General features: G+C 73.7%; 24 protein-coding genes. 11 read left to right on the plus strand and 13 right to left on the minus strand.

Features of this window, described 5'->3' with window-relative positions:
- The first annotated feature begins 45 nt into the window (after positions 1 to 45).
- Both ACQPY0_RS11400 and ACQPY0_RS11405 read left to right on the plus strand, forming a co-directional pair.
- A complete protein-coding gene (locus ACQPY0_RS11400) occupies positions 46 to 852 on the plus strand; it encodes a carbohydrate ABC transporter permease (RefSeq protein ID WP_432995180.1) in 807 nt (268 codons plus the stop codon).
- Between the two features lie 72 nt (positions 853 to 924).
- Positions 925 to 2,610, plus strand: coding sequence for a bifunctional 3'-5' exonuclease/DNA polymerase (locus ACQPY0_RS11405; protein ID WP_432987659.1), 1,686 nt, complete (start codon positions 925 to 927; stop codon positions 2,608 to 2,610).
- Here the strand turns inward: ACQPY0_RS11405 and ACQPY0_RS11410 are convergent.
- Positions 2,592 to 2,978: an NUDIX domain-containing protein gene (locus ACQPY0_RS11410; protein ID WP_432987661.1), complete on the minus strand. Its 387-nt coding sequence runs from the start codon at positions 2,976 to 2,978 to the stop codon at positions 2,592 to 2,594. The two genes, ACQPY0_RS11405 and ACQPY0_RS11410, sit on opposite strands and share 19 nt — an antisense overlap.
- A 253-nt stretch (positions 2,979 to 3,231) precedes the next feature.
- Between ACQPY0_RS11410 and ACQPY0_RS11415 the strand changes: the two genes are divergently transcribed.
- The 5 genes from ACQPY0_RS11415 (at position 3,232) to ACQPY0_RS11435 (ending at position 7,090) form a co-directional block, all read left to right on the plus strand.
- Entirely contained in the window at positions 3,232 to 3,741 is a 510-nt protein-coding gene (locus tag ACQPY0_RS11415; protein ID WP_432987663.1) for a nucleotidyltransferase family protein, read from the plus strand.
- A gap of 40 nt (positions 3,742 to 3,781) precedes the next feature.
- The gene (locus ACQPY0_RS11420; protein ID WP_432987665.1) at positions 3,782 to 4,639 is read left to right on the plus strand and encodes an AAA family ATPase; all 858 of its coding nucleotides are present in this window, start codon (positions 3,782 to 3,784) and stop codon (positions 4,637 to 4,639) included.
- Complete coding sequence (locus ACQPY0_RS11425; protein WP_432987667.1) at positions 4,626 to 5,651, plus strand: vWA domain-containing protein; 1,026 nt, start codon at positions 4,626 to 4,628, stop codon at positions 5,649 to 5,651. Before ACQPY0_RS11420 ends, ACQPY0_RS11425 begins: the two co-directional genes overlap by 14 nt.
- Positions 5,644 to 6,756 carry an XdhC family protein gene (locus ACQPY0_RS11430; RefSeq protein ID WP_432987669.1) on the plus strand — a complete coding sequence of 371 codons (1,113 nt, stop codon included), beginning with the start codon at positions 5,644 to 5,646 and terminating at the stop codon, positions 6,754 to 6,756. Before ACQPY0_RS11425 ends, ACQPY0_RS11430 begins: the two co-directional genes overlap by 8 nt.
- Before the next feature lie 88 nt (positions 6,757 to 6,844).
- On the plus strand, positions 6,845 to 7,090 hold the full coding sequence (locus ACQPY0_RS11435; protein WP_432987671.1) for a hypothetical protein: 246 nt from the start codon (positions 6,845 to 6,847) through the stop codon (positions 7,088 to 7,090).
- A gap of 44 nt (positions 7,091 to 7,134) precedes the next feature.
- On the opposite strand, the gene ACQPY0_RS11440 is transcribed toward ACQPY0_RS11435, so the two are convergent.
- From ACQPY0_RS11440 to ACQPY0_RS11470, 7 genes are all read right to left on the minus strand, one after another.
- Positions 7,135 to 9,387, minus strand: coding sequence for a S8 family serine peptidase (locus tag ACQPY0_RS11440; RefSeq protein ID WP_432987673.1), 2,253 nt, complete (start codon positions 9,385 to 9,387; stop codon positions 7,135 to 7,137).
- A 77-nt stretch (positions 9,388 to 9,464) separates the two neighbouring features.
- Positions 9,465 to 10,130, minus strand: coding sequence for an SRPBCC family protein (locus ACQPY0_RS11445; protein ID WP_432987675.1), 666 nt, complete (start codon positions 10,128 to 10,130; stop codon positions 9,465 to 9,467).
- A 55-nt stretch (positions 10,131 to 10,185) separates the two neighbouring features.
- Complete coding sequence (locus ACQPY0_RS11450) at positions 10,186 to 11,046, minus strand: FAD binding domain-containing protein (protein WP_432987677.1); 861 nt, start codon at positions 11,044 to 11,046, stop codon at positions 10,186 to 10,188.
- Between the two features lie 19 nt (positions 11,047 to 11,065).
- A complete protein-coding gene (locus tag ACQPY0_RS11455) occupies positions 11,066 to 13,429 on the minus strand; it encodes a xanthine dehydrogenase family protein molybdopterin-binding subunit (protein WP_432987679.1) in 2,364 nt (787 codons plus the stop codon).
- On the minus strand, positions 13,426 to 13,971 hold the full coding sequence (locus ACQPY0_RS11460; protein WP_432987681.1) for a (2Fe-2S)-binding protein: 546 nt from the start codon (positions 13,969 to 13,971) through the stop codon (positions 13,426 to 13,428). Before ACQPY0_RS11460 ends, ACQPY0_RS11455 begins: the two co-directional genes overlap by 4 nt.
- A 156-nt stretch (positions 13,972 to 14,127) precedes the next feature.
- Positions 14,128 to 15,267: an NAD(P)/FAD-dependent oxidoreductase gene (locus ACQPY0_RS11465; protein ID WP_432987683.1), complete on the minus strand. Its 1,140-nt coding sequence runs from the start codon at positions 15,265 to 15,267 to the stop codon at positions 14,128 to 14,130.
- A gap of 112 nt (positions 15,268 to 15,379) precedes the next feature.
- A complete protein-coding gene (locus ACQPY0_RS11470) occupies positions 15,380 to 15,979 on the minus strand; it encodes a hypothetical protein (RefSeq protein WP_432987684.1) in 600 nt (199 codons plus the stop codon).
- Positions 15,980 to 16,065: 86 nt separating this feature from the next.
- Here ACQPY0_RS11470 and ACQPY0_RS11475 point away from each other — a divergent pair, with 86 nt between their 5' ends.
- Positions 16,066 to 16,317, plus strand: a complete 252-nt coding sequence (locus tag ACQPY0_RS11475; protein ID WP_432987686.1) for a hypothetical protein — start codon at positions 16,066 to 16,068, stop codon at positions 16,315 to 16,317.
- Here the strand turns inward: ACQPY0_RS11475 and ACQPY0_RS11480 are convergent.
- The 3 genes from ACQPY0_RS11480 to ACQPY0_RS11490 are packed head-to-tail and all read right to left on the minus strand — an operon-like array spanning position 16,307 to position 18,674.
- On the minus strand, positions 16,307 to 16,942 hold the full coding sequence (locus ACQPY0_RS11480; RefSeq protein ID WP_432987688.1) for a nucleoside/nucleotide kinase family protein: 636 nt from the start codon (positions 16,940 to 16,942) through the stop codon (positions 16,307 to 16,309). The genes ACQPY0_RS11475 and ACQPY0_RS11480 overlap by 11 nt on opposite strands.
- Complete coding sequence (locus ACQPY0_RS11485; protein WP_432987690.1) at positions 16,939 to 17,727, minus strand: SDR family oxidoreductase; 789 nt, start codon at positions 17,725 to 17,727, stop codon at positions 16,939 to 16,941. The genes ACQPY0_RS11480 and ACQPY0_RS11485 overlap by 4 nt, the downstream gene beginning before the upstream one ends.
- The gene (locus ACQPY0_RS11490) at positions 17,724 to 18,674 is read right to left on the minus strand and encodes an LLM class F420-dependent oxidoreductase (RefSeq protein WP_432995182.1); all 951 of its coding nucleotides are present in this window, start codon (positions 18,672 to 18,674) and stop codon (positions 17,724 to 17,726) included. The genes ACQPY0_RS11485 and ACQPY0_RS11490 overlap by 4 nt, the downstream gene beginning before the upstream one ends.
- 141 nt (positions 18,675 to 18,815) lie before the next feature.
- Between ACQPY0_RS11490 and ACQPY0_RS11495 the strand changes: the two genes are divergently transcribed.
- Together ACQPY0_RS11495 and ACQPY0_RS11500 are read left to right on the plus strand one after the other, a co-directional pair.
- Positions 18,816 to 19,022: a hypothetical protein gene (locus ACQPY0_RS11495; protein ID WP_392804186.1), complete on the plus strand. Its 207-nt coding sequence runs from the start codon at positions 18,816 to 18,818 to the stop codon at positions 19,020 to 19,022.
- A gap of 106 nt (positions 19,023 to 19,128) precedes the next feature.
- Positions 19,129 to 20,562, plus strand: coding sequence for a GH1 family beta-glucosidase (locus ACQPY0_RS11500; RefSeq protein ID WP_432987692.1), 1,434 nt, complete (start codon positions 19,129 to 19,131; stop codon positions 20,560 to 20,562).
- Here ACQPY0_RS11500 and ACQPY0_RS11505 read toward each other — a convergent pair.
- Together ACQPY0_RS11505 and ACQPY0_RS11510 are read right to left on the minus strand one after the other, a co-directional pair.
- A complete protein-coding gene (locus ACQPY0_RS11505) occupies positions 20,559 to 21,224 on the minus strand; it encodes a response regulator (protein ID WP_432987694.1) in 666 nt (221 codons plus the stop codon). The genes ACQPY0_RS11500 and ACQPY0_RS11505 overlap by 4 nt on opposite strands.
- Complete coding sequence (locus ACQPY0_RS11510; RefSeq protein WP_432987696.1) at positions 21,221 to 22,492, minus strand: sensor histidine kinase; 1,272 nt, start codon at positions 22,490 to 22,492, stop codon at positions 21,221 to 21,223. The genes ACQPY0_RS11505 and ACQPY0_RS11510 overlap by 4 nt, the downstream gene beginning before the upstream one ends.
- Positions 22,493 to 22,680: 188 nt before the next feature.
- On the opposite strand from ACQPY0_RS11510, the gene ACQPY0_RS11515 reads away from it, so the two are divergent.
- The gene (locus ACQPY0_RS11515) at positions 22,681 to 23,196 is read left to right on the plus strand and encodes a DUF1707 domain-containing protein (protein WP_432987698.1); all 516 of its coding nucleotides are present in this window, start codon (positions 22,681 to 22,683) and stop codon (positions 23,194 to 23,196) included.
- Positions 23,197 to 23,238: the final 42 nt, after the last annotated feature.

Raw genomic sequence — 23,238 nt, forward strand, 5'->3', positions numbered from 1 at the left:
GTGTTCGGCGGCTTCTCGCACCTGTTCCTGATCGTCTGGGCCCTGATGGTGGTCTACCCGATCCTCTGGGTGGTGATCTCGTCCTTCAAGGAGGACAAGTACATCATCAAGGAGCCCTTGTCGCTCAACCCGCACTCGCTGCACTGGGACAACTTCGTCCGCGCCTGGAGCAAGGGCGGCCTCGGCGAGTTCTTCTTCAACACCGTCATCGTCGTCGGCGGCGGCGTCATCCTGACCATGCTGCTGGGCTCGATGGCCGCCTACGTGCTGGCCCGCTACGAGTTCCCCGGCAACCGGGCGATCTACTTCCTGTTCCTGTCGGGCCTCACGCTGCCGGTGTACCTCGCGGTCGTGCCGCTGTTCAAGGGCGTCTTCAATTCCGGCGCCACGTTCCCGCTGCTCGGCCTGAACTCCCGGTTCATGCTGATCCTGGTGTACGTCGCCTGGTCGCTGTCGTTCACGATCTTCTTCATGCACTCGTTCTTCCGCACGCTGCCCTCCTCGGTCGCCGAGGCGGCGCTGGTGGACGGGGCCTCGCACAGCACGCTGTTCTTCAGGGTCATGCTGCCGATGGCCAAGCCCGGCCTGATCAGCATCGGCATCTTCAACGTGCTCGGCCAGTGGAACCAGTGGTACCTGCCGACCGTGCTCATGCAGGACACGAGCGGCGCCGGCAAGGTCCACGAGGTGCTCGCCCAGGGCCTGATCAGCCTGTCGGTGCAGCAGGGGTACAAGTCCGACTGGTCCGGCCTGTTCGCCGGCCTCACCATGGCCATGCTGCCGGTGCTGATCGTCTACATCGTCTTCCAGCGCCAGGTCCAGGCCGGCCTCACCAGCGGCGTCTCCAAGTAAGCCGCGACACAGACCCGCGCGGCCCCGGAGCTTCCGTCGAGAAGTACCGGGGCCGTGCGATGTAATGCCCACATGCTCGTCGCGGTGACGCCCTCCGGCGCCGGTGGTCTGCTCAGGCCGCTGGCCGACGACGGCACGCCCACCGGCGCCGAGCGGCACGTCCAGGACCTGGCGGGGGCGGTCGCGCAAGTCGAGTCACGCGACCGCCCTCGCTGGCTGTGGGCCGCCACGGCCGAGATCTACCCGCGCCTGCTGCGCGCCGGTGTCCGCGTCGAGCGCTGCTACGACCTCGAGCTCGCCGAGGCGCTGCTGCTCGGCGCCGAGGGTGCCTGGGGGCAGCCGCGAACGCTCGCCGCGGCGAGCGCCCGCCTGGCGGGGCGGCCGGTGCCGCCCGACCCGCCGGCGCGGGCAGCCGAGCCGCCGGGCTTGTCGCAGGATTCGCTGTTCGACGCGTTTGACGCACCGGCCGTACCGCTGGATGAGCTCTTGGCGGTTCATCAGGCGCAGCGGCGACGGGTCGAGGCCCTTCCCGAGCTCGCCTCCGCCCACCCCCTCGCGCCCCGCGCCGGCGGGATGCGCACGCTCATCGCCGCGGAGTCCGCGGGCGCCCTCGTCGCCGTCGAGATGGGCCTGGCCGGGCTGCCCTGGCGCACCGACGTGCACGACGCCCTGCTGCGGGAGCTGCTCGGCCCGCCCTCGCCGGTCGGCGGCCCGCCGGCCCGCCTGGCCGAGCTCGGCGCCCGGATCGACGAGGCCTTCGGCCGGCGGGTCCACCCCGACTCGCCCGCCGAGCTGCTGCGCGCCTTCGCCCGCGCCGGGATCATGCTGCGCAGCACGCGCAAGTGGGAGCTGGAGCACGTCGAGCATCCGGCGGTGCCGATCCTGCTGGAGTACAAGGAGCTGTCCCGGCTCTGGACCGCGCACGGCTGGGCCTGGCTGGAGCAGTGGGTCGCCGGCGGGCGGTTCCGCGCCGAGTACATCCCCGGCGGCGTCGTCTCCGGCCGCTGGGCGACCCGCGGCGGCGGCGCGCTGCAGATCCCGCGGGTCGTGCGCAAGGCCGTCGTCGCGGACCCCGGCTGGACCTTCGTCGTCGCCGACGCCGGGCAGCTGGAGCCGCGCGTGCTCGCCGCGGTCTCCGGCGACCGGCGCCTGGCCCGGGCGGCCGCGGCCGGCGACCTCTACGCCGCCCTGGCCGCCGAGGCGTTCGACGGCGACCGGGCCAAGGCGAAGATCGCGCTGCTCGGCGCGATGTACGGCCAGACCGGCGGCAACGCCGCGCCCGCCCTGGCCGCGCTGCGCCGCTTCTATCCGGCCGCCTGGGACCTCGTCGAGGAGGCCGCCCGCACCGGCGAGAGCGGGGGACTGGTGCGCACCTGGCTCGGGCGCACCTGCCCGCCGTCGTCGGTGACCTGGCGGGAGGGGTTCGACGAGCCGGGCGCCGAGGTCGAGTCCCGCGGCGGGGCGAGGGGCCGGGCCCGCGGCCGCTTCACCCGCAACTTCGTCATCCAGGGCACCGCCGCCGAGTGGGCCCTGGTGCTGCTCGCCCGGCTGCGCGCGGCGATCGCGGACCGCCGCGCGGAGCTGGTGTTCTTCCAGCATGACGAGGTCATCGTGCACTGCCCGCGCGAGGAGGCCGAGGGTGTCGCCGCCGCCGTGCGGGCCGCCGCCGACGAGGCCCGGCGGCTGCTCTTCGGCGACACCGAGGTGCGCTTCCCGCTGGACGTGTCGGTCGTGGACTGCTACGCCGACGCGAAATAGGCCGCCATCACGTCGCTGTGCGTGGGGAAGCACAGCCGCTGCGGCCCGACGGAGATCTCGAAGCCCTGGGACTCCTCGGTCCGCGCCGACGCGGGCAGTTCGGCCAGCGGCCGCGGCGGCAGCAGCCCGAAGACGATGAGGTTGCCGCTGGCCACGCTGTGCACGTCGAACAGGCGCACGTCGGTCGCGTCCGCGTGGATCGTGGTCTCCTCGCGCAGCTCCCGCACCGCCGCCTCCTGCCAGGACTCGCCGAGCTCGATGAAGCCGCCCGGCAGCGCCAGCTCGCCGCGCATCGGCTCGATGTCGCGGCGCACCACCACGATGCCGCGCCCCTGATCGGTGTCGACCGGCAGCAGCGTCACCGCCACCGGCAGGGGATTACGCCACGTGGTCTCGCCGCACGCGCCGCAGCGCCGCGGCCAGGGCGCCCCTTGCGCAAAGGCGGCGCCGCAATACGAACAGTGATCATGGAGGGCCATGAGGATGCAGCCTACCGAGCGGGTACTAATCTGATCCGAGTCGGTGCTGACCGTCGGACGTAGGAGAGCCCCGCTGAGCGCGATAGTCGGACTCGTTCTCGCCGCAGGTGGCGGCCGCCGCTATGGCGGGCCCAAGGCCCTCGTGCGCCACGATGACGGCCGCCTGCTGGTCGAGCGCGCCGTCGCCACGCTGCGCGACGGCGGCTGCACACGCATCTGGGTCGTGCTGGGCGCGGAGTCCGGCCGCGTCCGTGACGAGGCGCGGCTGGACGGGGTCGAGCTGCTGGACAACCCGATCTGGAAGAGCGGCATGGGCTCGTCCCTGCGCGTCGGCCTCGCGGCCCTGGCGGACACCGACGCTCAGGCCGTGGCCGTGCTCCTGGTCGACACGCCCGGCATCGGCCCGGACGCCGTCGCCCGGCTGCTCGCCGCCGCCCCCGAGGGCCCGGGCGCGCTGCTCACGGCGACGTACAAGGGCAAGCGCGGCCACCCCGTGATCCTCGGCCGCGACCACTGGCCGGGGGTGACGACCCTGGCCACGGCCGACGTCGGCGCCCGTGCCTACCTGGTCGCCCACTCCGGTGAGGTCGAGGGCGTGCCCTGCGAGGACATCGCCGACGACACCGACCTGGACGTGCCGCCCGAGTCGTAGCATTTCCGGCAACCGGCGTCCGTGGCGCATAGTTGGGGGCGTGCCGGACTTCGCGTCGCCGGCCGCTCTCGCGGCGCGCCTGGCCGACGCGGGCTACCTCGCCGACGAGGGGCTCGCGATGGCGGGCTTCCTCGCGCTGCGCCTGCACCGGCCGATCTTCCTGGAGGGCGACGCCGGGGTCGGCAAGACCGCCTTCGCCGCCGCGCTCGCCGAGGCCGCCGGGGTCGAGCTGATCCGGCTGCAGTGCTACGAGGGGCTCGACGCGGCGCAGGCGCTCTACGACTGGGACTTCCCCCGCCAGGTGCTGCACCTGCGGGCCGTCGAGGCCGCCGCCTCCGGGCCGCTGTCGGCCGACGAGCTGGAGGCCGGCCTCTACGACCGGCGGTTCCTGCTCGCCCGGCCGCTGCTGCAGGCGATCGAGCGCTCACCCTGCGTGCTGCTGGTCGACGAGATCGATCGGGCCGACGACGAGTTCGAGGCCTATCTGCTGGAGCTGCTCGCCGACGCCGCCGTCAGCGTCCCCGAGCTCGGCCGGATCGTCGCCGAGGTGCCGCCGGTCGTCGTGGTCACCAGCAACCGCACGCGCGAGGTGCACGACGCGCTGAAGCGGCGCTGCCTGTACCACTGGGTCGCCCACCCGACCCCCGAGCGCGAGGCCGCCATCCTGCGCGCCCGCCTGCCCGGCGTCGGCGAGCGCCTCGCCGCCCGGGTCGCCGAGGCCACCGCCCGGCTGCGCACCCTCGACCTGGTCAAGCCGCCGGGGGTGGCGGAGGCCATCGACTGGGCGGCGGCCCTGAACGCACTCGGCCTGAGCGTTCCCGGCGCCGAGACGCTGGGCGTGGTGCTCAAGGTGCGCGAGGACATCGAGCTGGTGCGGGGCGCCGATGTACTCGCTTGACCGCCGCCTGTCCTGCCTCGCCGCGCTCGACGCGGTGGGGCCCGAGCATGCGTACTGGGTCGGGCGGCTCACCCTGTGCGGCTCGCCCGAGGACATCGCCCGCTACGACGCGGCCTGGCACGGCCGGCCCCGCGACCCCGCGCCGAAGGGCACGCCGTGGCAGGTGCGCCGGCTGCCGGAGCGGTCGCTGTTGCGCTCCACCATGCCGCCCGGCGCGCCCGCCGCCGAGGGCGACCCGGCCCTCGCGGTGCGGGCCAGCGGCGCGGAGGTGCTGCGCCACCGCGACCTGGCGACGCTGTCCGCCGTCGAGCGCCACGAGGCCCGGCGGCTCATCGAACTGACCGCGCGGGTGCACCCGATGCGGCCCGGGCGGCGGCACACCCCGTCGGCCCGCGGCGCCGTCGACCGCCGCCGCACCGTCCGCGCCCTGCTGCGCGGCCCCGACGTGCTGCTGCGCCACGAGCGCCGGCCGCGGCCGCGGCGGCTGGTGCTGCTGGTCGACGTGTCCGGGTCGATGTCGCCGTATGCCGACGCCCTGCTGCGCTTCGCCCACGCGCTGGTCCGCCACCGTCCACGGTGGACGCTGGTGTACTCGCTCGGCACCCGCCTGACCCCGCTGGCCGCCGCCCTGCGCACCCGCGACCCCGAGGCGGCGCTGCGCGCGGCCGGCCAGGCGATCCCGGACTGGCGCGGCGGCACCCGCCTCGCCGACACCCTGCGCGCGTTCGTGCGCGGCGACGGCCACCGCGGCGCCGCCCGCCGCGCGGTCGTCGTGGTGTTCAGCGACGGCTGGGAGACCGGCGACCCGCAGCGCCTCGGCGACGCGGCCGCGCACCTGCGCCGGCTCGCCGCCCGGGTGCTCTGGGTCAGCCCGCACGCCGGGCGCCCCGGCTTCGCCCCGTCGGCCGGGGGCCTGGCCGCCGTGATGCCGCACGTCGACGCCCTCGTCGCGGGCCATACGATCGCGGCGCTGGAGGCGTTGGTGCAGAACCTGGAGGTGCGTCGTGCGTGAGGTGCTGGGCGATCTGCTGGGCTGGTGGCGCTCGGGGGAGCCGGTCGGCATGGCCACCGTCGTGCGCACCTGGCGCAGTTCGCCGCGCCCGCCGGGTGCGACGATGCTGGCCGGGCCGGACGGCACCGCCGTCGGCAGCGTCTCCGGCGGCTGCGTCGAGGGCGCCGTCTACGAGCTGGCCCAGGAGGTCGTGCGGACGGGCCGCCCGGTCGTGCAGCGTTACGGGGTGAGCGACGACGACGCCTTCGCCGTCGGCCTGACCTGCGGCGGCATCATCGAGCTGCTGGTCGAGCCGGTGTCGCGGACCACGTTCCCGGCCCTGGAGCGCGTCGCCGCGGCGATCGAGCGGCGCGACCCGGTCGCCGTGGTGTCGCTCGTCGAGGGCCCCGAGGAGCGCATCGGCCGCCGGCTCGTGGTCTGGCCCGGCTCGACGGACGGCACCCTCGGCTCGCCGCGGCTGGACGCCGCCGCCACCGACGACGCCCGCGGCCTGCTCGCCGCCGGCCGCACCGACATGCTGCACTACGGCCTGGACGGCGAGCGCCGCGGCGAGGGCCTGACGCTCTTCGTCGCCTCCTACGCCCCGCCCGCGCGGATGCTCGTCTTCGGCGCGATCGACTTCGCCGCGTCGGTGGCGAAGATCGGGACCTTCCTCGGATACCACGTGACCGTCTGCGACGCCCGCCCGGTCTTCGCCACGCCGAAGCGCTTCCCCGGCGCCGACGAGGTGATCGTCGACTGGCCGCACCGCTACCTGCAGGGCGAGATCGACGCCGGCCGCGTCGACGACCGCACGGTCGTGTGCGTGCTCACCCACGACCCGAAGTTCGACGTGCCGGTGCTGCGGGTGGCGCTGGGCCGGGACTTCGCCTACGTCGGGGCGATGGGCTCCCGCCGCACCCACGACGACCGCATGGCCCGCCTGCGCGAGGCCGGCGTCGGCGAGGCCGAGCTGGCCCGGCTCTCCTCGCCGATCGGCCTGGACCTCGGCGCCCGCACGCCGGAGGAGACCGCGGTCAGCATCGCCGCCGAGATCATCGCCGGCCGCTGGGGCGGCGGGGGAGCCCGGCTCACCACGACGGCGGGCCGGATCCACCACGACTGAGCAGCCAGGCGGTCGCCGCCGAGGAGCCCTTTGATTCGACCCGCGAGGGCGGTTCCGGGGGCCGGACGGTCCACGTAGCATCCTGCAGATGCTCGCGACGATGCTCGCCGCCGCGGCGATCGCCGGCGTCTACGTGGTTCTGGTCGCCCGTCACCTGCACAAGGCGACCGCCGCCGACCGCCCGCACCGCCGCCTGGCCAACGCCGAACGCGCCGCCACCGCCCGTCTTCTGCACGGCGACCTGGACCGCCGGGGCTACCGGGCCGAGCTGGAGATGCTGGCCGCGCTGGACGCCGTCGACCGTCCGTTGGTGGTTCCGGCCCCGGAGTACTGACCGGCGAGGCGGCCCGCGCTCGTCGCGCGGGCCGCCTGCTCACGTCACGGGGACAGGTCGATGTAGTCCGACCAGCCGCCCGCGTAGTACTTGTAATAGGCGTGGCCGTCCTGGCCGAGGACGTACGCCTCGGTGGTGCCGAAGCGCGGGTTGTAGAGCACCGACGGGCTGCCGTCGTTGGCGCCGCCGAGGTTGTTCCAGCCGGACCAGCCGCCGAGGTAGTAGACGTACTGCAGCTCGTCGCCCGGTGTGTGGACGTACACCTCCGTGGTGCCCGAGGAGCGGTTGTAGACCACGCCCGGGTCCTGGTCCAGGCTGCCGCCCAGGCCGATCCAGCTCGACCAGCCGCCCAGGTAGTAGACGTAGGTCAGCGCGCCGCCGGCCGTGCGCATGTAGACCTCGGTCGTGCCGTACTTCGGGTTGTAGAGCACGGCCGGGCTGCCCGAGACGGTGCCGCCCAGGCCGATCCAGTTCGACCAGCCGCCCAGGTAGTACTGGTAGGCCAGGCCGGAGGCGGTGTTGACGTAGGCCTCGGTGGTGCCGTACTTCGGGTTGTAGAGCACGCCCGGGTCGCTGGTCAGGGTGCCGCCCAGGTCGTTCCAGCCGGACCAGCCGCCCGAGTAGTAGACGTAGGCCAGCGAGTTGGTCGTGGTGCGTACGTACACCTCGGTCGTGCCGAACGTCGGGTTGTAGATGACCCCGGGGCTGCCCGCGAGGCTGCCGCCCAGGTCGATCCAGTCCGACCAGCCGTAGGAGAAGTAGCGGTACGCCAGGTGGTTGTTCGACAGGCGGGCGTACACCTCGGTGGTGCCGAAGCGCGGGTTGTAGAGCACCGCCGGGTCGCCGACCAGCGTGCCGCCCAGGTCGGTCCAGTCCGACCAGTCGCCGGACCAGTACGCGTAGATCAGGTGGTCGCTGCCGGCCGAGCGGGCGTACACCTCGGTCGTGCCGAACCGCGGGTTGAACAGGCTCTGCGTGCGGCCGTCCGGGCGCGGCGGGTCGCTCTGGCGCACGAACAGCACCCGGTTCGGCGAGCCGGCGCGGGCGTACTCCGGGTAGTAGTTCATGTCCAGCGCGCCGACCGTCGAGCCCTGCACGAGCGCGTTGCGGATCTGCGCGGGGCTGTAGCCCTGGTGCGTCTGCAGGATCAGCGCGGCCGCGCCGGCGACGTGCGGCGCGGCCATCGACGTGCCTTCCAGGGACTTGGTCGCCGAGTCGCTGCCGATCCAGTCGGAGGTGATGCCGACGCCGGGGGCGTAGAGGTCGAGGCACGGGCCGTAGTCGGACCAGTAGGCCGGGCGGTCGTCGTACGTCGAGGCGCCCACGACGATCGCCTCGGTCACGTCACCGGGCGAGTTGTCGCAGGCGTTGGTCGGGTTGCCGTTCTCGTCGCCGTTGCCGGCCGCGACCGACCAGGTCACGCCGGAGCCGATCGAGCGCTTGACGGCCGCGTCGAGGATGATCGTGGTGCTGTCGGAGCCCAGGCTCATGTTGACCACGGCCGGGTGCTGGGCGTGGGCGGTGACCCAGTCGACGCCGCCGACGATCTCGGAGAGGAAGCCGTTGCCGCTGCAGTCCAGCACGCGCACCGCGACCAGCGAGATCTGCTTGGCCACACCGTAGCTGGTGCCGCCGATGGTGCCGGCGACGTGCGTGCCGTGGCCGTCGCAGTCGTCGGCGTTGTTCGGGTCGTTGCTGTTGGCGCCGTTGGCCGGGTTGTAGTAGTAGTTCGTGACCCGGTCGACGAAGTTGTGGCCGTAGGACGCCCGGCCGCCGAAGTCGTTGTGGCTGATGCGGATGCCGGAGTCGACGACGTACGCCGTGACGTCCGGGGCTGCGTTCGGGGCCGTGTACGACGCGTCGTGGTTGTTCGCGTGGTTGTCGATGCGGTCCAGGCCCCACGGCGGTGAGCTCTGGGTCGCCGTCGTGTGCAGCATGATGTTCTTCTCGACGCGGGCCACGTTGGACACGGCGGCGATCTGCTTCGCGGCGGTGTCGTCGATGTTGTCGATCGCGAAGCCGCGCACCGCGCTGCTGTACTGCTCGCGGACCTCGCCGCCGTACTTCTGCGAGATCTGCTCGGCCGCGTCGGCGACGGCGGCCTTGGCCTGCCCGGCGCTCTGCGCGCCCGGCGGGTCCTTGAGCATGATCACGTATCCGTTGGACTCGCCGGTCTGGGCCTCGTTGTGCACGACGCCCATAGGGGGCGCGGCGTTCGCCGGCAGCCCCGGGGCGAGCGCGGCGAGAACCGCGACCGCCAGGGTGCCGACGCGGCGCCGTCTTCCAGTGCCGATCATCCGCTATCACCTTCGGTAGTCTGAAAGTCACTCAGAGTCACCTTAACGGATGAATCGGCGCTGTGGATCAAGACCGTTCAGCGGCGCCGGATCCACCAGACGATGCCGAGCACCACGGCGAAGCCGGCGACGGCGGTGATCACGTACGGCGCCGCGCGCCGGACCGCGACGCCCACGCCGGAGACTGCGAGCAGGTCGATCGGCTCCGCGTCGGGCCGCACCGGCGCGAGCGGCTCGGCGGTCTCCAGCTTCCCGGTCACCGCCGGCTGCTGCGTCACCGCGGGCTGAGCCGGGGCCGGTTCCCCCGCCAGCTTGCCGGCCAGGCAGTCGGCGAACTGGCCGATGAGCCGGCCGCTCACGTCTGCGATGAGCCCGCGGCCGAACTGGGCGGCCTTGCCGGTGACCTCCAGATCGGTCGAGACGTCGACCCGGGTCGCGTCGCCGTCGGCCACCAGCGCCGCGGTCACCGTGGCCCGGGCGGTCCCGCCGCCGCGGCTGTCGGCGCCGTTGGCGCTGATCACCACGCGCCGCGCGGCCTCGTCGCGCTCGGCGAAGCGCCCGGCGCCCTTGAACGTCAGGCTGACCGGCCCGAGCTTCACCTTCACGGTCCCGGTGAAGTCGTCGCCGTCGACCGAGGTCAGCGTCGCGCCGGGCATGCAGGGTGCGATCCGCTCGATGTCCAGCAGCACCGTCCACGCCTGCTCGACGGGGACGGGCACGGTGAAGGAGTTCTCCAGCTGCACTGGTGCGCCTCCGATGTGTCGGTGGCCCCGGCCGCGCGCCGGGGCCACCCTCACGTTAGTCAGCCCGGACCCCGAGTGCGCGGCACACCGCCCGGGTGCTCAGCACGCGGGCCAGTTCCCGGCGGTACCGCGCCGACGCCGTCAGGTCGTCGACCGGGTCGGTGCCCTCCGCGGCGCCGGCGCACGCCGTGGCGATGGCCTCCGCGGTCGCCGGGGCACCGGCCAGGGCCTCCTCGACACCGCGGGCCCGGTGCGGGACCGGGCCGACGTTGGTCAGGGCCACGCGGGCCGCGCCGATGCCGCCGTTGTCCCGCCGTACTGCGGCCGCCACCCCGACGATCGCCCACGACTGGGCCGTACGGTGGAACTTCTCGTAGTGCACGGCCCAGCCCGCCGTCGAGGGCAGCCGCACCTCGACCAGCACCTCGTCGGGGGCGAGCGCCGTGGTGAACAGGTCGACCGCGAAGTCCGCCGCGGGGATCGAGCGCCGCCCGGACGGGCCCGCAACGACGCACACCGCGTCCAGCGCCGCCGCCACGGCGGGCAGGTCGGCGGCCGGGTCGGCGTGGGCGAGCGAGCCGCCGAGGGTGCCCCGGTGGCGGACCTGGCGGTCGCCGACGGTGGCGGCCGCGGCGGCGAGCAGCGGGGCGTGCTCGCGGACCAGGTCGGAGGCGGCGACCTCGGCGTGCGTGGTCATGGCGCCGATGACGAGGTCGGCGCCCGAAAGCTGCACCCCGCGCAGCCCCGGCACCGCGCCGAGGTCGACCAGCAGCGTCGGGGCGGCCAGCCGCAGCCGCAGCACCGGCAGCAGCGACTGGCCGCCGGCGAGCAGCTTGCCCTCCTCGGCCGAGCCGAGCGCGGCGACCGCCTCGGCGAGCGTGGCCGGGCGCAGGTAGTCGAACGGGACCGGGATCATGCCATGCCTCCCCAGTTCCTCATGCTATGCCTCCCCGCTTCGCGGCCCGCCACACCCGCTCCGGGGTGCACGGCATCGGTACGTCATGCACCCCGAACGGCCGCAGCGCGTCCACGATCGCGTTGACCACGGCCGGGGTCGCGGCGATCGCGCCCGCCTCGCCGACGCCCTTGACGCCCAGCGGGTTCGAGGTCGCCGGGGTCTCGGTGCGGTCGGTGACGATCGTGGGCAGATCCGCCGCGCTCGGGATCGTGTACTCCACGAACGACCCGGTCAGCAGCGTGCCGCCCGGGTCGTAGACGGCCTCCTCGTGCAGCGCCTGGGCGATGCCCTGGGCCACGCCGCCGTGCACCTGACCCTCGACGATCAGCGGGTTGACCACCCGGCCGACGTCGTCGACGGCGACGTATCGCCGGATCGTGACCCGCCCGGTCGCCGTGTCGACCTCGGTGGCGCACAGGTGCGTGCCGTGCGGGAAGGAGAACGTCTGCGGGTCGAACGTCGCGTCGGCGTCCAGCGACGCCTCGACGCCGTCGGGCAGGTCGTGGGCGGCGAAGACGGCGAAGGCGCAGTCCCCGACGGTCTTGGCCGCCTCGGGGGTACCCCGCACCCGGAACGCCCCCGCGGTGAACTCGAGGTCGTCGGGGCTGCACTCGAGCATGTGCGCGGCGACCGTCCGCGCCTTGTCCCGCACCTTGCGGCACGCCTCCACCAGCGCGACGCCGCCGACGGCCAGCGAGCGGGAGCCGTACGTGTCCAGCCCCTTGTGCGAGGTGCGCGTGTCGCCGTGGAGCACCTCGACGTCGTCGAAGGCGACCCCGAGCTCGTCGGCGACGATCTGGCTCCACGCCGTCACGTGCCCCTGGCCGTGCGGGCTCGTGCCGGTGACGACCTCGACCTTGCCGGTCGGCAGGACGCGCACCGCGGCGCTCTCCCACCCGCCGGCCGCGTATCGCAGCGCGCCGAGGATTCGCGACGGCGCCAGGCCGCACATCTCCGTATACGTGGAGACGCCGAGCCCCAGCTGTACGACATCCCCGGCTTCCCGGCGTTTCGCCTGCTCGGCGCGCAGCTCGTCGTAGCCGAACAGCTCCAGCGCGCGGTCCGTGGCCGCGTCGTAGTCACCGGAGTCGTAGACCAGCCCGGCGACGGTCGTGAACGGGAACTCCTCGGCCTTGATCCAGTTGCGCCGCCGCACCTCGATCGGGTCCAGCCCGAGCTCGGCGGCGAGCTCGTCCATGGCGCGCTCGATCGCGTAGGTCGCCTCGGGCCGGCCCGCGCCGCGATACGCGTCGGTGATCGTGGTGTTGGTGAAGACGCCGGTGCACTCGAAGCGGTACGCCGGGACCTTGTAGATCGCGTTGTACATGAACGCGCCCAGGATCGGCACGCCCGGCCCGACCAGCCCGAGGTACGCGCCCATGTTCGCGATCAGCTTCACGTCGATCGAGGTGAGCGTGCCGTCCCGGCGGGCGGTGAGCGTGATGTCCTGGATCTGGTCCCGCCCGTGGTGCGCGCTGAGCATGGTGTCGCCGCGCGTCTCGGTGTACTTCACCGGCCGGCCGATCCGCTTCGCCGCCAGGAAGGCGATCATCTCCTCCGGCGTGACCTGCAGCTTCCCGCCGAACCCGCCGCCGACGTCGGGGGCGATGACCCGGATCTTGTGCTCCGGCACGCCGGTGAGCAGCGCGTAGAACACCCGCAGGATGTGGGGGATCTGGGTGGCCGACCAGATGGTGTACTCCCCGGCGCCGGGGTCCACCACGACGCTGCGCGGCTCCATGAACGCCGGGATCAGGCGCTGCTGCACGTAGCGGCGCTCGACGCGCACCTCGCCGCCGGCCTCGGCAACGCTGCCGCCGGTCCCCGCCTCGGCCGAGTCGAAGATCCAGGTGTACGAGCGATTGGTGCCCTTGTCCGGGTGCACCAGCACCTCGTCCCGGGCGGCGGCGGCCAGGTCGAGCGCGGCGTCCAGCGGCTCGTACTCGACCTCGATCGCCTCCAGCGCGTCCACGGCGCTCGCGGCGTCGCGGGCCGCGACGACGGCCACCGCCTCCCCGTGGTGGCGCACGACGTCCACGGCCAGCGGCGGGCGCGCCGGGTGCACGATGTCCTCGGTGACCGGCCACGCGCACGGCAGGCTCCCCTGCACGTCGGCGACGTCGGCCCCGCAGAACGCGGCCACGACGTTCGGCCGGCGCAGCGCGGCCGAGACGTCGACGCGCACGATCCGCGCGTGGGCGTGCGGGCTGCGCAGGATCGCCAGGTGCAGCATCCCGGGCAGGACGATATTGTCGGTCCAGCGGGTCCGCCCGGTGATGAGCCGCGCGTCCTCCTTGCGCCGCCGGGCCGCCCCGACCTCGGGCTCGACGGTCGCGGTCATGCCGCCACCGCCCCGTCTGGCTCGATGAGGCTTCGCGAGGATCGACCCAGACAAGGCGCCCCCTGCCCGGCGCGGATCTCGGCCGCCGCGGCCCGCACGGCGTGCACGATGTTCTGGTATCCCGTGCACCGGCACAGGTTCCCGGACAGTCCTTCCCGCACCTCCTCGTCGGACGGGTCGGGGTTGTCCCGCAGCAGGTCGACGGCCGACATGATCATGCCGGGCGTGCAGTATCCGCACTGCAGTGCGTGCAGCTCGTGGAACGCCCGCTGCACCGCGTGCAGCGCCCCGTCCGGGGCCGCGAGCCCCTCGATCGTGGTCACACTGGTGCCGTCGGCCTGCACGGCGAGCACCGAGCAGCTCTTGACGCTGCGCGGCACGCCGTCGGCATCGCTCATCAGCACGGTGCACGAGCCGCAGTTGCTGGTGTCGCATCCGACGACCGTGCCAACCTTGCCGAGCCGCTCACGAAGATGGTGCACGAGAAGGGTCCGCGGCTCGACATCGTCGACGTAGCGGCTGCCGTCGACGTCAAGGCTCACACGGACGCGCTGATTCCAGGCCATGGGTCCTCCCGCGGGGACGTGCCGGACGGCCCGTTGCACGCGGCGGACGCAACACGGGCCACTGCCTGATCAGCAGACCCCAACTCGAAAGATCAAAGCAAGAGCACGGCCGTTTTCCCTGCTCGGCACCGGTCAGGGGGCGAGCCCGGGATACGGCGGCTCGGGCAGGGTGAAGGTGGTGACGTCCGCGGGTGTCCGGCCGGTCGCGACCCAGTCGGCCAGGACCGCGCCCGTGGCCGGGGCCATCATGACACCCGTCGTGAAGTGGCCACCGGCGAACCAGGCGTTGCTCACCCCCGGCAGGCGGTCGATCACCGGCTGGCGGCCCTCGATCCGCGGGCGGAAGCAGCACCACCGGTGGCTGATCCGGGCGCCGGTGGCCGCCGGCAGCAGGGTCGCCAGCTCCGCCGCCATCGGGTCGGCGATCTCCGGGCGCACGTCGGGCGTCGGGTCGCCCTCGTCGAAGGTGCCGCCCATGACGATGCCGCCGCCGGGCAGGGGCGTGCCGCCGCCGTACGGGCCCGCCAGGACGCTGCCCAGCCGCCAGGGGCCCGGGGCGACCGCCAGCATGTGGCCCTTGACCCGGCGCTGGGCAACACCGCGGTGCCAGGGCGGCGGGACCAGGCCCGTGGCGACGATCAGCGCCCCGGGCGTGAGGTCGCCGGCGGTGGTGTGCACGGTGGTGACCCGGTCGCCGCGGACCGAGACGCCGAGCAGCCCCACGCCGGTGACGAGCGTGCCGGCGCGGGCCGCGAGCGCGACGGCCAGGCGCAGCGGATCGACCGCGAGCTGACCCTCGACCAGCCGGGCGGCCGCACCGTCGGGCAGGCGCACGTCGGGTTCGAGTGAGCGCAGCTCGCTCTCGTCCAGCGGATCCGCGTGGTTGGTGAAGGAGTCGGCGGGGCGGATGTCGAGCCAGCGGACCGGGCGGGTGCCGATCGCGCCGGACCATTCGGCGTCGAGGTCGCGGTACAGCTGCCGGCTCCTGCGCCCGAAGGCGACGAACTCCGCCGGGTCCGTGAGCTCGTGCATGTCCGGCGCGATCGCCCCGCCGTTGCCCGTCGACGGGCCGGGTGCCAGCCGCGGCGCGCGCTCGATCAGCAGCACCCGGCCGAGGCCGGCCCGGCGTGCGAACACCGCCGCGGCCAGGCCGATCACGCCGCCCCCGACCACCAGCACGTCGGGGCTGCGATCGAGCGCGTCCCGGCCGGGGGCGAGCAGCGCCCGCCCGGTGTCGTCGAGGCCGTCGTCCCACACGGTCACGCGATCCATTCGGAGATTGTTGCTCATGCCTGGGCGACGGAGACCTCGGGCCAGTTTCCGATTCGCGGAAATTCGCGTCGCGAGATAGGCGATCAGCGATTTCCGTCACCGCCGTCTTCGGTCAACTCTGCGCGGCCTGCCGGCGTCCCTCGGCGAAGAAGGCTTCGAGGGACGCCACCTCGCGCAGCGGGTGGGCGGCGCCGAAGGAGACGTTCCAGAAGTCGCCGGTGCGGGGCTTCCACGGCCCGACGTACGCATACGGCTCCTCGATCGCCGAGTCGCCCGCGGACACCCCGTAGTTCACCTCGTCGAGCGAGATGCCGAGGTCGAAGTGCTCGGGCCAGAGCACCGGCGTGGCCTCGGGGGCGAACGCGCGCAGCGCCGCGTCCCCGGCCGCGAACCCGTCCAGGATCTCCGCGGCCCCGTCGAGCACCGTCACGTCGTCCAGGGCGGCGCCGGAGCCGTCCCGGTAGAGGCCCTCCGGCGCTCCCGCCGCCACGCCGGCCTCCGCCGCCACCTCGCCGAGCGTGCGCCCGGCCAGCGGGACGCGCCGGCCGCCGGCGACGAGCGCGTCGGCGGTCACGAGCAGGTCGGGCGCGGCCACGGTGGCGAACCCGCCGCCGGTGACGCGCAGCCGGATGGTGCCGCTGGTGCGATGCTGCGGCCCGGCGAGGACGAGCTCGGCCAGCCCGTGCAGGCAACGTCGCGTCGTGTTGGTCACCGCCCCATTTTGCCCCAGGCGCACCGGGTTCGCCGCCGGGGAGACGGCACACCCGCGCGAACAACCCCGCCCGGCCGTGGGCGTGTATGGATCATGACGACGATCCATACGCTCGACGGTGTCCCGCTGCCGGCCTGCCGCCGGAGTTCGCTGAGTGCTACGCGGCCGCGTTCGCGCCCATCGCGGGGCAGCTCGCGGTGTACCTCGGCAGCGCCGACGAGGCGCAGGACGTGCACGTGCGATGCGCCCGACCCCAAGCCGGCCGTGACCCCTCCGCGGTGAGGCTGGACCCGGGCGAGGCGTGGCTGGACGCGGTCCGCTGGGAGATCATCGGGTGAGGATGAGATCCGCGCGGTCGCGGGTGCCGGCGATCACCTCGGCGTTGCGCTCGTCGCTGCGGAACACCCAGTCGCGGGCCTCGGGCAGGTCGAGGCCCTTCGCCAGCTGGCGGCGCACCAGCGACTCCTGGCGGACGTCGTCGGGTGCGTCGAGGTAGAGCACCAGGTCCACCAGCCCGCGCACCGACGCCCACGGGCCGTGGTCGAGCAGCAGGTAGTTGCCCTCGACCACGATCACCCGCACGTCCGCGGGGACCGGGATGACCCCGCCGATCGACTCGTGCAGCGTGCGGCTGTAGCTGGGCGCGTAGACGAGGTCCTCGCCCGCGCGCAGCCGGCGCAGCAGGTGCACGAACCCGGCCGCGTCGAACGTCTCCGGCGCGCCCTTGCGCTCGGTCAGGCCGAGCCGGGTCAACTCTACATTGGACAGATGGAAGCCGTCCATCGGTACGGCCACACTGGACAGTCCATCGTGGACATTCAGGGCGTCCGACAGTGCCGACGACAGGGTGGACTTGCCGGCCGCGGGCGGCCCGCAGATCCCGATGATCGTGCGGCCGGCCCGCCCGCGGGCGAACGGCACGACCACGTCCAGGGCCGCCGGCAGCACTTCGGGCGGCCTCATGACAGGGTGTCGCGCAGCTTGCGCATGCCGGCGAGCCAGCGGTCGGTGTCGCTCGCGCGGTTCAGGTAGTACTTCGCGACCTCGGGGTGCGGCAGGATCAGGAACTTCTCGGCCGCAAGCCCGGTCACGACCGCGTCGGCGACCGACTCCGGCGACAGCACCGCCCCGCCGGCCGCGGTGACCTTCGCGCCGATGTGCCCCTCCTGGAGCCCCTCCTGCAGCATCGGCGTCGCCACGCCCTGGGGGCACAGCGCGCTCACCTTGATGCCGCGCCCGCCGTACGTGATGGACAGCCACTCGGCGAACGACACCGCCGCGTGCTTGGTCACCGCGTAGGGGGCGTCGCCGACGGCGGTCAGCAGGCCCGCGGCCGAGCAGGTGTGCAGCAGGTACCCGGACCCGCGCTCCAGCATCGAGGGCAGCACGGCGCGCGCGGAGTACACGTGCGAGAGCACGTTCACCGCCCACGTGCGCGCCCAGATCTCGTCCGAGGCCTCCAGCCCGGCGCCGGTGATGATCCCGGCGTTGGCGCAGAACAGGTCGATGTGCTCGTAGCGCGCCAGCGTCTCGGCGACCAGCTCCGCGACCTGCTCCTCGCTGGTCACGTCGGCCTCCACGCCGATCGCCTCGCCCGGCAGGGAGGCCGCCAGCGCCGCCGCGGCGGCCCCGTCGAGGTCGGCCAGGACCAGCGCGGCCGCCTTCTGCGCGGCGAACCGCCGGGCGAGCGCGGCCCCGATCCCGCCGGCCGCCCCGGTCACCACGACGACTCTGCCGTCAACCTTCACGACCGTGCCCCCAGCTCCCGCAGTGTCTCGACCGGGTCCGTGCCCTGCGCCGGCAGCAGCGCGATCACCGGGGTGGTGACGCCCGCCGCCGCGTAACGCTCCACGTGCGCCCGGCAGTCCGCGGGCGCCCCGTGCACGATGAGCGCGTCGACGACCTCGTCCGGGATCGCGGCGAGCGCGCCCCGCCGGTCCCCGGCCGCCCACGCGTCCCACATCGGCTTGAGCACCTCGCCGCGCCCGAGCCACCGGTGAAACGCCGCGTACGCGGGCACCGTCAGGTACGCCGCGATCAGCCGCCGCCCGATCGCCCGCGCCTGGCCCGCGTCCTGCGTCGGGCACACGAAGATGCGCGCCGCCACCTCGAAGCCTTCGGGCGCACCCGCCAGCTCGGCGCGCGCCGTCGCCACGTCCTCGACCGACAGCCAGTTGAGGATCGCCCCGTCGGCCTCGGCCGCCGCGAGGCGCAGCATCCTGGCGCGAAGACCCGCCAAGAGCAATTTCGGCGGTACCTGCGGTGCTCGCTCGAGCCGGAACCGCCGCACGGAGAACGTGTCGAAGTCCCCGTCGACCAGCTCGCCCGCCAGGGCCCGGCGCAGGAACCGCAGAACGTCCCGGCTCCGCTCGAACGGCCGCTGGAACGGCACCGCGTTCCAGTCGCCGACCACGACGGGCGAGGAGGCTCCGATCCCGAGCGCGAACCGCCCGGGTGCCGCCTCGGCGAGGGTCGCCGCCTGCATGGCCAGCAGCCCCGGCCCGCGCGTGAAGACCGGGACGATCGCCGTGCCGAGCCGCAGCCGGGGCGCCCAGGCGGAGGCGAGCGCCAGCGGGGTGAACGCGTCCGTGCCCGCGACTTCGGAGGACCACACGTCCGTGTACCCGAGATCAGGTAGCGTCTTGAGCAGTGCAGCGTGGTCGGGCAGCGGGATTCCCGTCAACGGAATCGTCAGCCCCCATCGGCTGTTCATCAGGCGATCATCTCCGCGAAACGGCCGATGTGGCAACCCTCCACCGGGACCCCTCACGTTGCAGCCGGTAGGCGTGCGACGTAGCCTGTCGCGGGTTTCATCTCCGAGAGAATGGAGCGCAACATGCTTGGTCTGGAAAAGAAGCTCATGAAGGAATGGGAAGGCAAGAGCGCGCAGGAGCTCGCCGACGCCCCCGTGACCGCGATCGCCGGCGTGAGTGAGGGCGACGCCGAGAAGCTGCTGGCCGCCTTCAACATCAAGACGGTCCGCGACCTGGGCACGAACAAGTACTTCCGCTGGGCTCAGGGCATCGTCACGCTCGCCGACTGACTCCGGCTCCACCGCAACGGCCGCTTCCCGATCTGCCGGGGGCGGCCGTTTCGTCACTCCGCGCCGGCCCCGGCCGGCGGTGGCGCGGACCCGTTACGGTTTCGGGATGCGACGGCGCCATGTGCTCACGCTCGCCGCCGTGGGGGCGGTCGCGGCCGGCTGCTCCGATGAGGACAAGGCGAAGCCGCCGCCCGGGAGCGGGAGCCCGGCGACGGGTCAGCGGCCCAGCCTGGCAGCGGGTGGGCCGGCGTTTCCCGAGGGGTTCGCGTGGGGGGCCTCGACCTCGGCGTATCAGGTCGAGGGGGCCGCGGCCGAGGACGGGCGGGGGCCCTCCGTCTGGGACACGTTCAGCCACCAGGCCGGGCGGACGCGCGGCGGGGACACCGGGGACGTGGCCGCCGATCACTACCACCGGGTCTACGAGGACCTCGACCTCATGAAGGACCTCGGGCTCAACAGCTACCGGTTCTCGATCTCCTGGTCCCGGGTGCTGCCCGAGGGCCGCGGCGCGCTCAACGCCAAGGGGCTCGACTTCTACCACCGCCTCGTCGACGGGCTGCTGGAGCGGAAGATCACGCCCGTGGCGACGCTGTTCCACTGGGACACGCCGCAGGCGCTGCAGGACAAGGGCGGCTGGGAGCGGCGGGACTGTGCGCAGTGGTTCGCCGACTACGCGCAGCAGATGTTCTACTCGCTCGGCGACAAGGTCTCGACCTGGCTGACGCTCAACGAGCCCAAGAGCGTGGTCTCGCTCGGCTACGTCGCAGGCGTCCACGCCCCCGGCAAGAAGGACCGGCGGCTGGGCGACATCGTCGGGCACCACCTGCTGCTCGGCCACGGGCTCGCCGTCCGGGCGTTCCGCCAGACCGGGCGCAAGGGCGGCATCGGCGCGGCGCTCAACCTCTCGCCGGTGTACGCCGCCGACGACTCGGCCGCGGCCCGGAAGCAGGCCGACGCGCTGGACCTGGAGGAGAACCGGCGCTGGCTCGATCCGGTGCTGCTCGGCCGGTATCCCGACGCGTGGCTGGACCACCAGGCCGCCGAGGTGCGGGCCGCCATCCGCGACGGGGACCTCGCCACGATCGGGGAGCGCACCGACCTGCTCGCCGTGCAGTACTACAACCCCGCCTACGTGAGCGCGAACGGCGGGCGCGTGGTCCGGCACCCCACGACGCAGGCGAGCTGGCTGGAGGTGTACCCCGACGGCCTCTACGACCTGCTGACCCGCATCAAGCGCGACTACGGCGACATCCCGCTCACGATCACCGAGAACGGCATGCCGACCGTCAACGACGTGCGCGACGACGACCGGATCGCGTTCCTGCGCGACCACTTCGCCGCGGCGCACCGGGCCATCCAGGCCGGCGTGAAGCTGCAGGGGTTCCACGTCTGGTCGCTGCTGGACAACTTCGAGTGGGCCGAGGGGTACTCCCAGCGCTGGGGCCTCATCCGCGTCGACCGCGACACCCGGGACCGGCGGCGCAAGGCCAGCGCCGAGTGGTACCGCGGCGTGATCGCGAGAAACGGCCTGGATACTTAACCTAGCCAGCCGGGGCGGACCAGGCCGGCCTCGTAGGCGAAGACGACCAGCTGCGCGCGGTCGCGGGCGCCCAGCTTGATCATGGCGCGGCTCACGTGGGTCTTGGCGGTGGCGGGGCTGACGAAGAGCTTCGCCGCGATGTCCTCGTTGGACAGCCCGGCGCCGACCAGGGCCATGACCTCGCGCTCGCGGTCGGTCAGGGTGTCCAGGGACATGGGGGCCAGCGGGGCGCGGGACCGGCTCGCGAACTCCTCGATCAGCCGGCGGGTCACGCCCGGCGAGAGCAGCGCGTCGCCGGCGGCCACCGCACGGACGCCACGGAGCAGGTCGACCGGTTCGGTGTCCTTCACCAGGAAGCCGCTGGCGCCGACGCGGAGGGCCTCGAAGACGTACTCGTCCAGGTCGAACGTCGTCAGGATGACGATCCGCACGTCGGCCAGCGCCGGATCGGCGGCGATCAGCCGGGTCGCCTCCAGCCCGTCCAGGACCGGCATGCGGATGTCCATCAGGATGACGTCCGGGCGGGTTCGCGCCGCCAGCCGGGCGGCCTCAGCGCCGTCGGCGGCCTCGCCCACGACCTCGATGTCGGACTGGGCGTCGAGCAGGGCCCGGAAGCCGGCCCGGACGAGCGCCTGGTCGTCGGCGAGCAGAACCTTGATCACGGCGTGTCTTCCTCGCTGAGGGGGATGCGGGCGTGGACCTCGAAGCCGCCGCCGGAGCCATTGTCCCGGCGCGGGCCGGCCTCGACCGAGCCGCCGAACGTGGCGGCGCGGTGGCGCATGCCGGCGATGCCGTTGCCGGCGGTGTGGGCCTCGCCGGACGCCGGGCCGGTGCCGTCGTCGCGGACGATCAGGCTCAGCTCGGTGGGGGAGTAGCCGACGATCACCGTCGCGGTCGCGTCCGGACCGGCGTGGCGGCGGACGTTGGTCAGGGCCTCCTGCACGATCCGGTACGCCGCCCGGTCCACCTGCGGCGGCAGCGCCCGCGCGGTGCCGAGCGTGTCGAGCGCGACCGGCAGGCCGGCGCCCCGGGCCTCGGCGGCCAGCCGCTCCAGGTCCGCCAGGCCCGGGGCGGGGGTGCGCGGGGCCGCCTCGCCGGGGTTGAGGCCGGCCAGGACCGCCCGGGTCTCGCGCAGGGCCTCGGCGCTGGCGTGCTTGATCGCGCTCAGCGCGACCCGGGCCTGCTCGGGCTGCTCGTCCATGAGGTGCAGCCCGACCCCGGCCTGGACGTTGATCAGGGACAGGTGGTGGCCGATCACGTCGTGCAGCTCGCGGGCGATGAGCAGGCGCTCGTCGCTGGCCTGGCGGCGCTGCTGCTCCTTGCGCGCCTTCTCCTCCTCGGCGCGCGCGAGAGCCTCCTGGTGGGCGCGGTCGCGGGCCATCTGGGTGTACCGCTGCGCGCGCACCCTCGCCGCCTCGCCGAAGAACGCGATGATCACGCACCAGACGCCGACGACGACCAGCCGCTCCACGGACGCGTGGGGCAGGACGAGCACGACGTAGGTGACGTAGGAGGCCACCACGGCGATCCACGTCAGCCAGCGGAAACCGGCCGACAGCGCGCCGAAGACGGCCACGATCGCGGCGATGAAGCCGGGGCCGTTGGGGTACAGCTGCGAGAAATAGGCCACCGTGGCACTCAGCGCGCCCGCGAGCGCGAACAGCGGCAGCTTGTGGCGGAACACCAGCGCGGCCGGGCCGGCGAGGAGCAGCAGGTAACCGGTCTGGTCCAGCACGTGCCCGGTCGAGCCGTAGGCGGCCGCGCGGGTGCCGAAGACCTGCACGAGCGCGATGAACACCGCCACCGGCACGTGGTGCGGGCCGGTGCGGCGGTGCGCGCGGCGGCGCTCGATGCGCTCCTCGAAGCGCTGGAACTTGCGCTCGAGGCGCGCCGCACGGTGCTCGGCGGCCCAGGGCGCGTGGTGTCTCACGTCTCAAACCGTAGTGGAGCCGCCTCACCTGCGGCATCGCCTCCCCGGCGCGCGGCGACTACTCCCGCGGGAGTAGTCGCCGGTCCCCGCTGCGCCGCGGGAGGTACCGCATGAGCCGTCGCCGGTGCGACGCGCGAACGGCCGGTCTTTCGCCACGCTGTACTCATCAACGGAAGGGGGCCGAGAACATGGCCGGCGAACGGATGCGCGCCTCGGACGAGGAGCGCGAACAGTACGCCAACATGGTGCGGGCCGGCATGACCGAGGGCCGGCTCACGCTCGAGGAGGGCGAAGAGCGGCTCACCCAGGTGTACGCCGCGAAGTATCGGGACGAACTGCCGCCGCTCACCGCCGACCTGCCCGAGGGCGGCCGGCGCGGGCTGCACGAGACGCCGGAGGCCAAGGAGCGGTTCGCCCGCGACAGCCGCCGGCACCTGTGGGGCCACACGGGCTTCGTCGCCGTGGTCGCCGCGGCGCTGACCGGGCTGTGGGTGCTGTCGGGCGCGCACTTCTTCTGGCCGGCGATCCCGCTCTTCTTCATGGTGTTCGGCCTGGCCAGGCATGCGCGCTGGCGGGCGTACGGCGGGTCCGGGCCGCGCTTCGGCCGCGGGCCGTGGGGTCACCACCACGGCCACGGGCCGCAGGGCTGGGGGCGCGGACCGTGGGGGGCCGCGTCGGACCGGCAGCAGGGCTGGACCCGCTGACACCACCGGGGGCCGCCGCGGGCGCGGCGGCCCCCGCCGATT

The sequence above is a fragment of the Dactylosporangium sp. CA-233914 genome (assembly GCF_050942935.1).
Classification (GTDB): Bacteria; Actinomycetota; Actinomycetes; order Mycobacteriales; family Micromonosporaceae; genus Dactylosporangium.

Excerpts from the sequence above, each read along its gene's own strand:
- ACQPY0_RS11495 (WP_392804186.1), top strand. The coding sequence starts at position 18,816 with ATGCTTGGTCTGGAAAAGAAGCTCATGAAGGAATGGGAAGGCAAGAGC.
- ACQPY0_RS11450 (WP_432987677.1), bottom strand. The coding sequence starts at position 11,046 with ATGATCCCGGTCCCGTTCGACTACCTGCGCCCGGCCACGCTCGCCGAG.
- ACQPY0_RS11465 (WP_432987683.1), bottom strand. The coding sequence starts at position 15,267 with ATGGATCGCGTGACCGTGTGGGACGACGGCCTCGACGACACCGGGCGG.
- ACQPY0_RS11405 (WP_432987659.1), top strand. The coding sequence starts at position 925 with ATGCTCGTCGCGGTGACGCCCTCCGGCGCCGGTGGTCTGCTCAGGCCG.
- ACQPY0_RS11500 (WP_432987692.1), top strand. The coding sequence starts at position 19,129 with ATGCGACGGCGCCATGTGCTCACGCTCGCCGCCGTGGGGGCGGTCGCG.
- ACQPY0_RS11455 (WP_432987679.1), bottom strand. The coding sequence starts at position 13,429 with ATGACCGCGACCGTCGAGCCCGAGGTCGGGGCGGCCCGGCGGCGCAAG.
- ACQPY0_RS11440 (WP_432987673.1), bottom strand. The coding sequence starts at position 9,387 with ATGATCGGCACTGGAAGACGGCGCCGCGTCGGCACCCTGGCGGTCGCG.
- ACQPY0_RS11400 (WP_432995180.1), top strand. The coding sequence starts at position 46 with ATGGTGGTCTACCCGATCCTCTGGGTGGTGATCTCGTCCTTCAAGGAG.
- ACQPY0_RS11515 (WP_432987698.1), top strand. The coding sequence starts at position 22,681 with ATGGCCGGCGAACGGATGCGCGCCTCGGACGAGGAGCGCGAACAGTAC.
- ACQPY0_RS11475 (WP_432987686.1), top strand. The coding sequence starts at position 16,066 with ATGGATCATGACGACGATCCATACGCTCGACGGTGTCCCGCTGCCGGC.
- ACQPY0_RS11425 (WP_432987667.1), top strand. The coding sequence starts at position 4,626 with ATGTACTCGCTTGACCGCCGCCTGTCCTGCCTCGCCGCGCTCGACGCG.
- ACQPY0_RS11435 (WP_432987671.1), top strand. The coding sequence starts at position 6,845 with ATGCTCGCGACGATGCTCGCCGCCGCGGCGATCGCCGGCGTCTACGTG.
- ACQPY0_RS11480 (WP_432987688.1), bottom strand. The coding sequence starts at position 16,942 with ATGAGGCCGCCCGAAGTGCTGCCGGCGGCCCTGGACGTGGTCGTGCCG.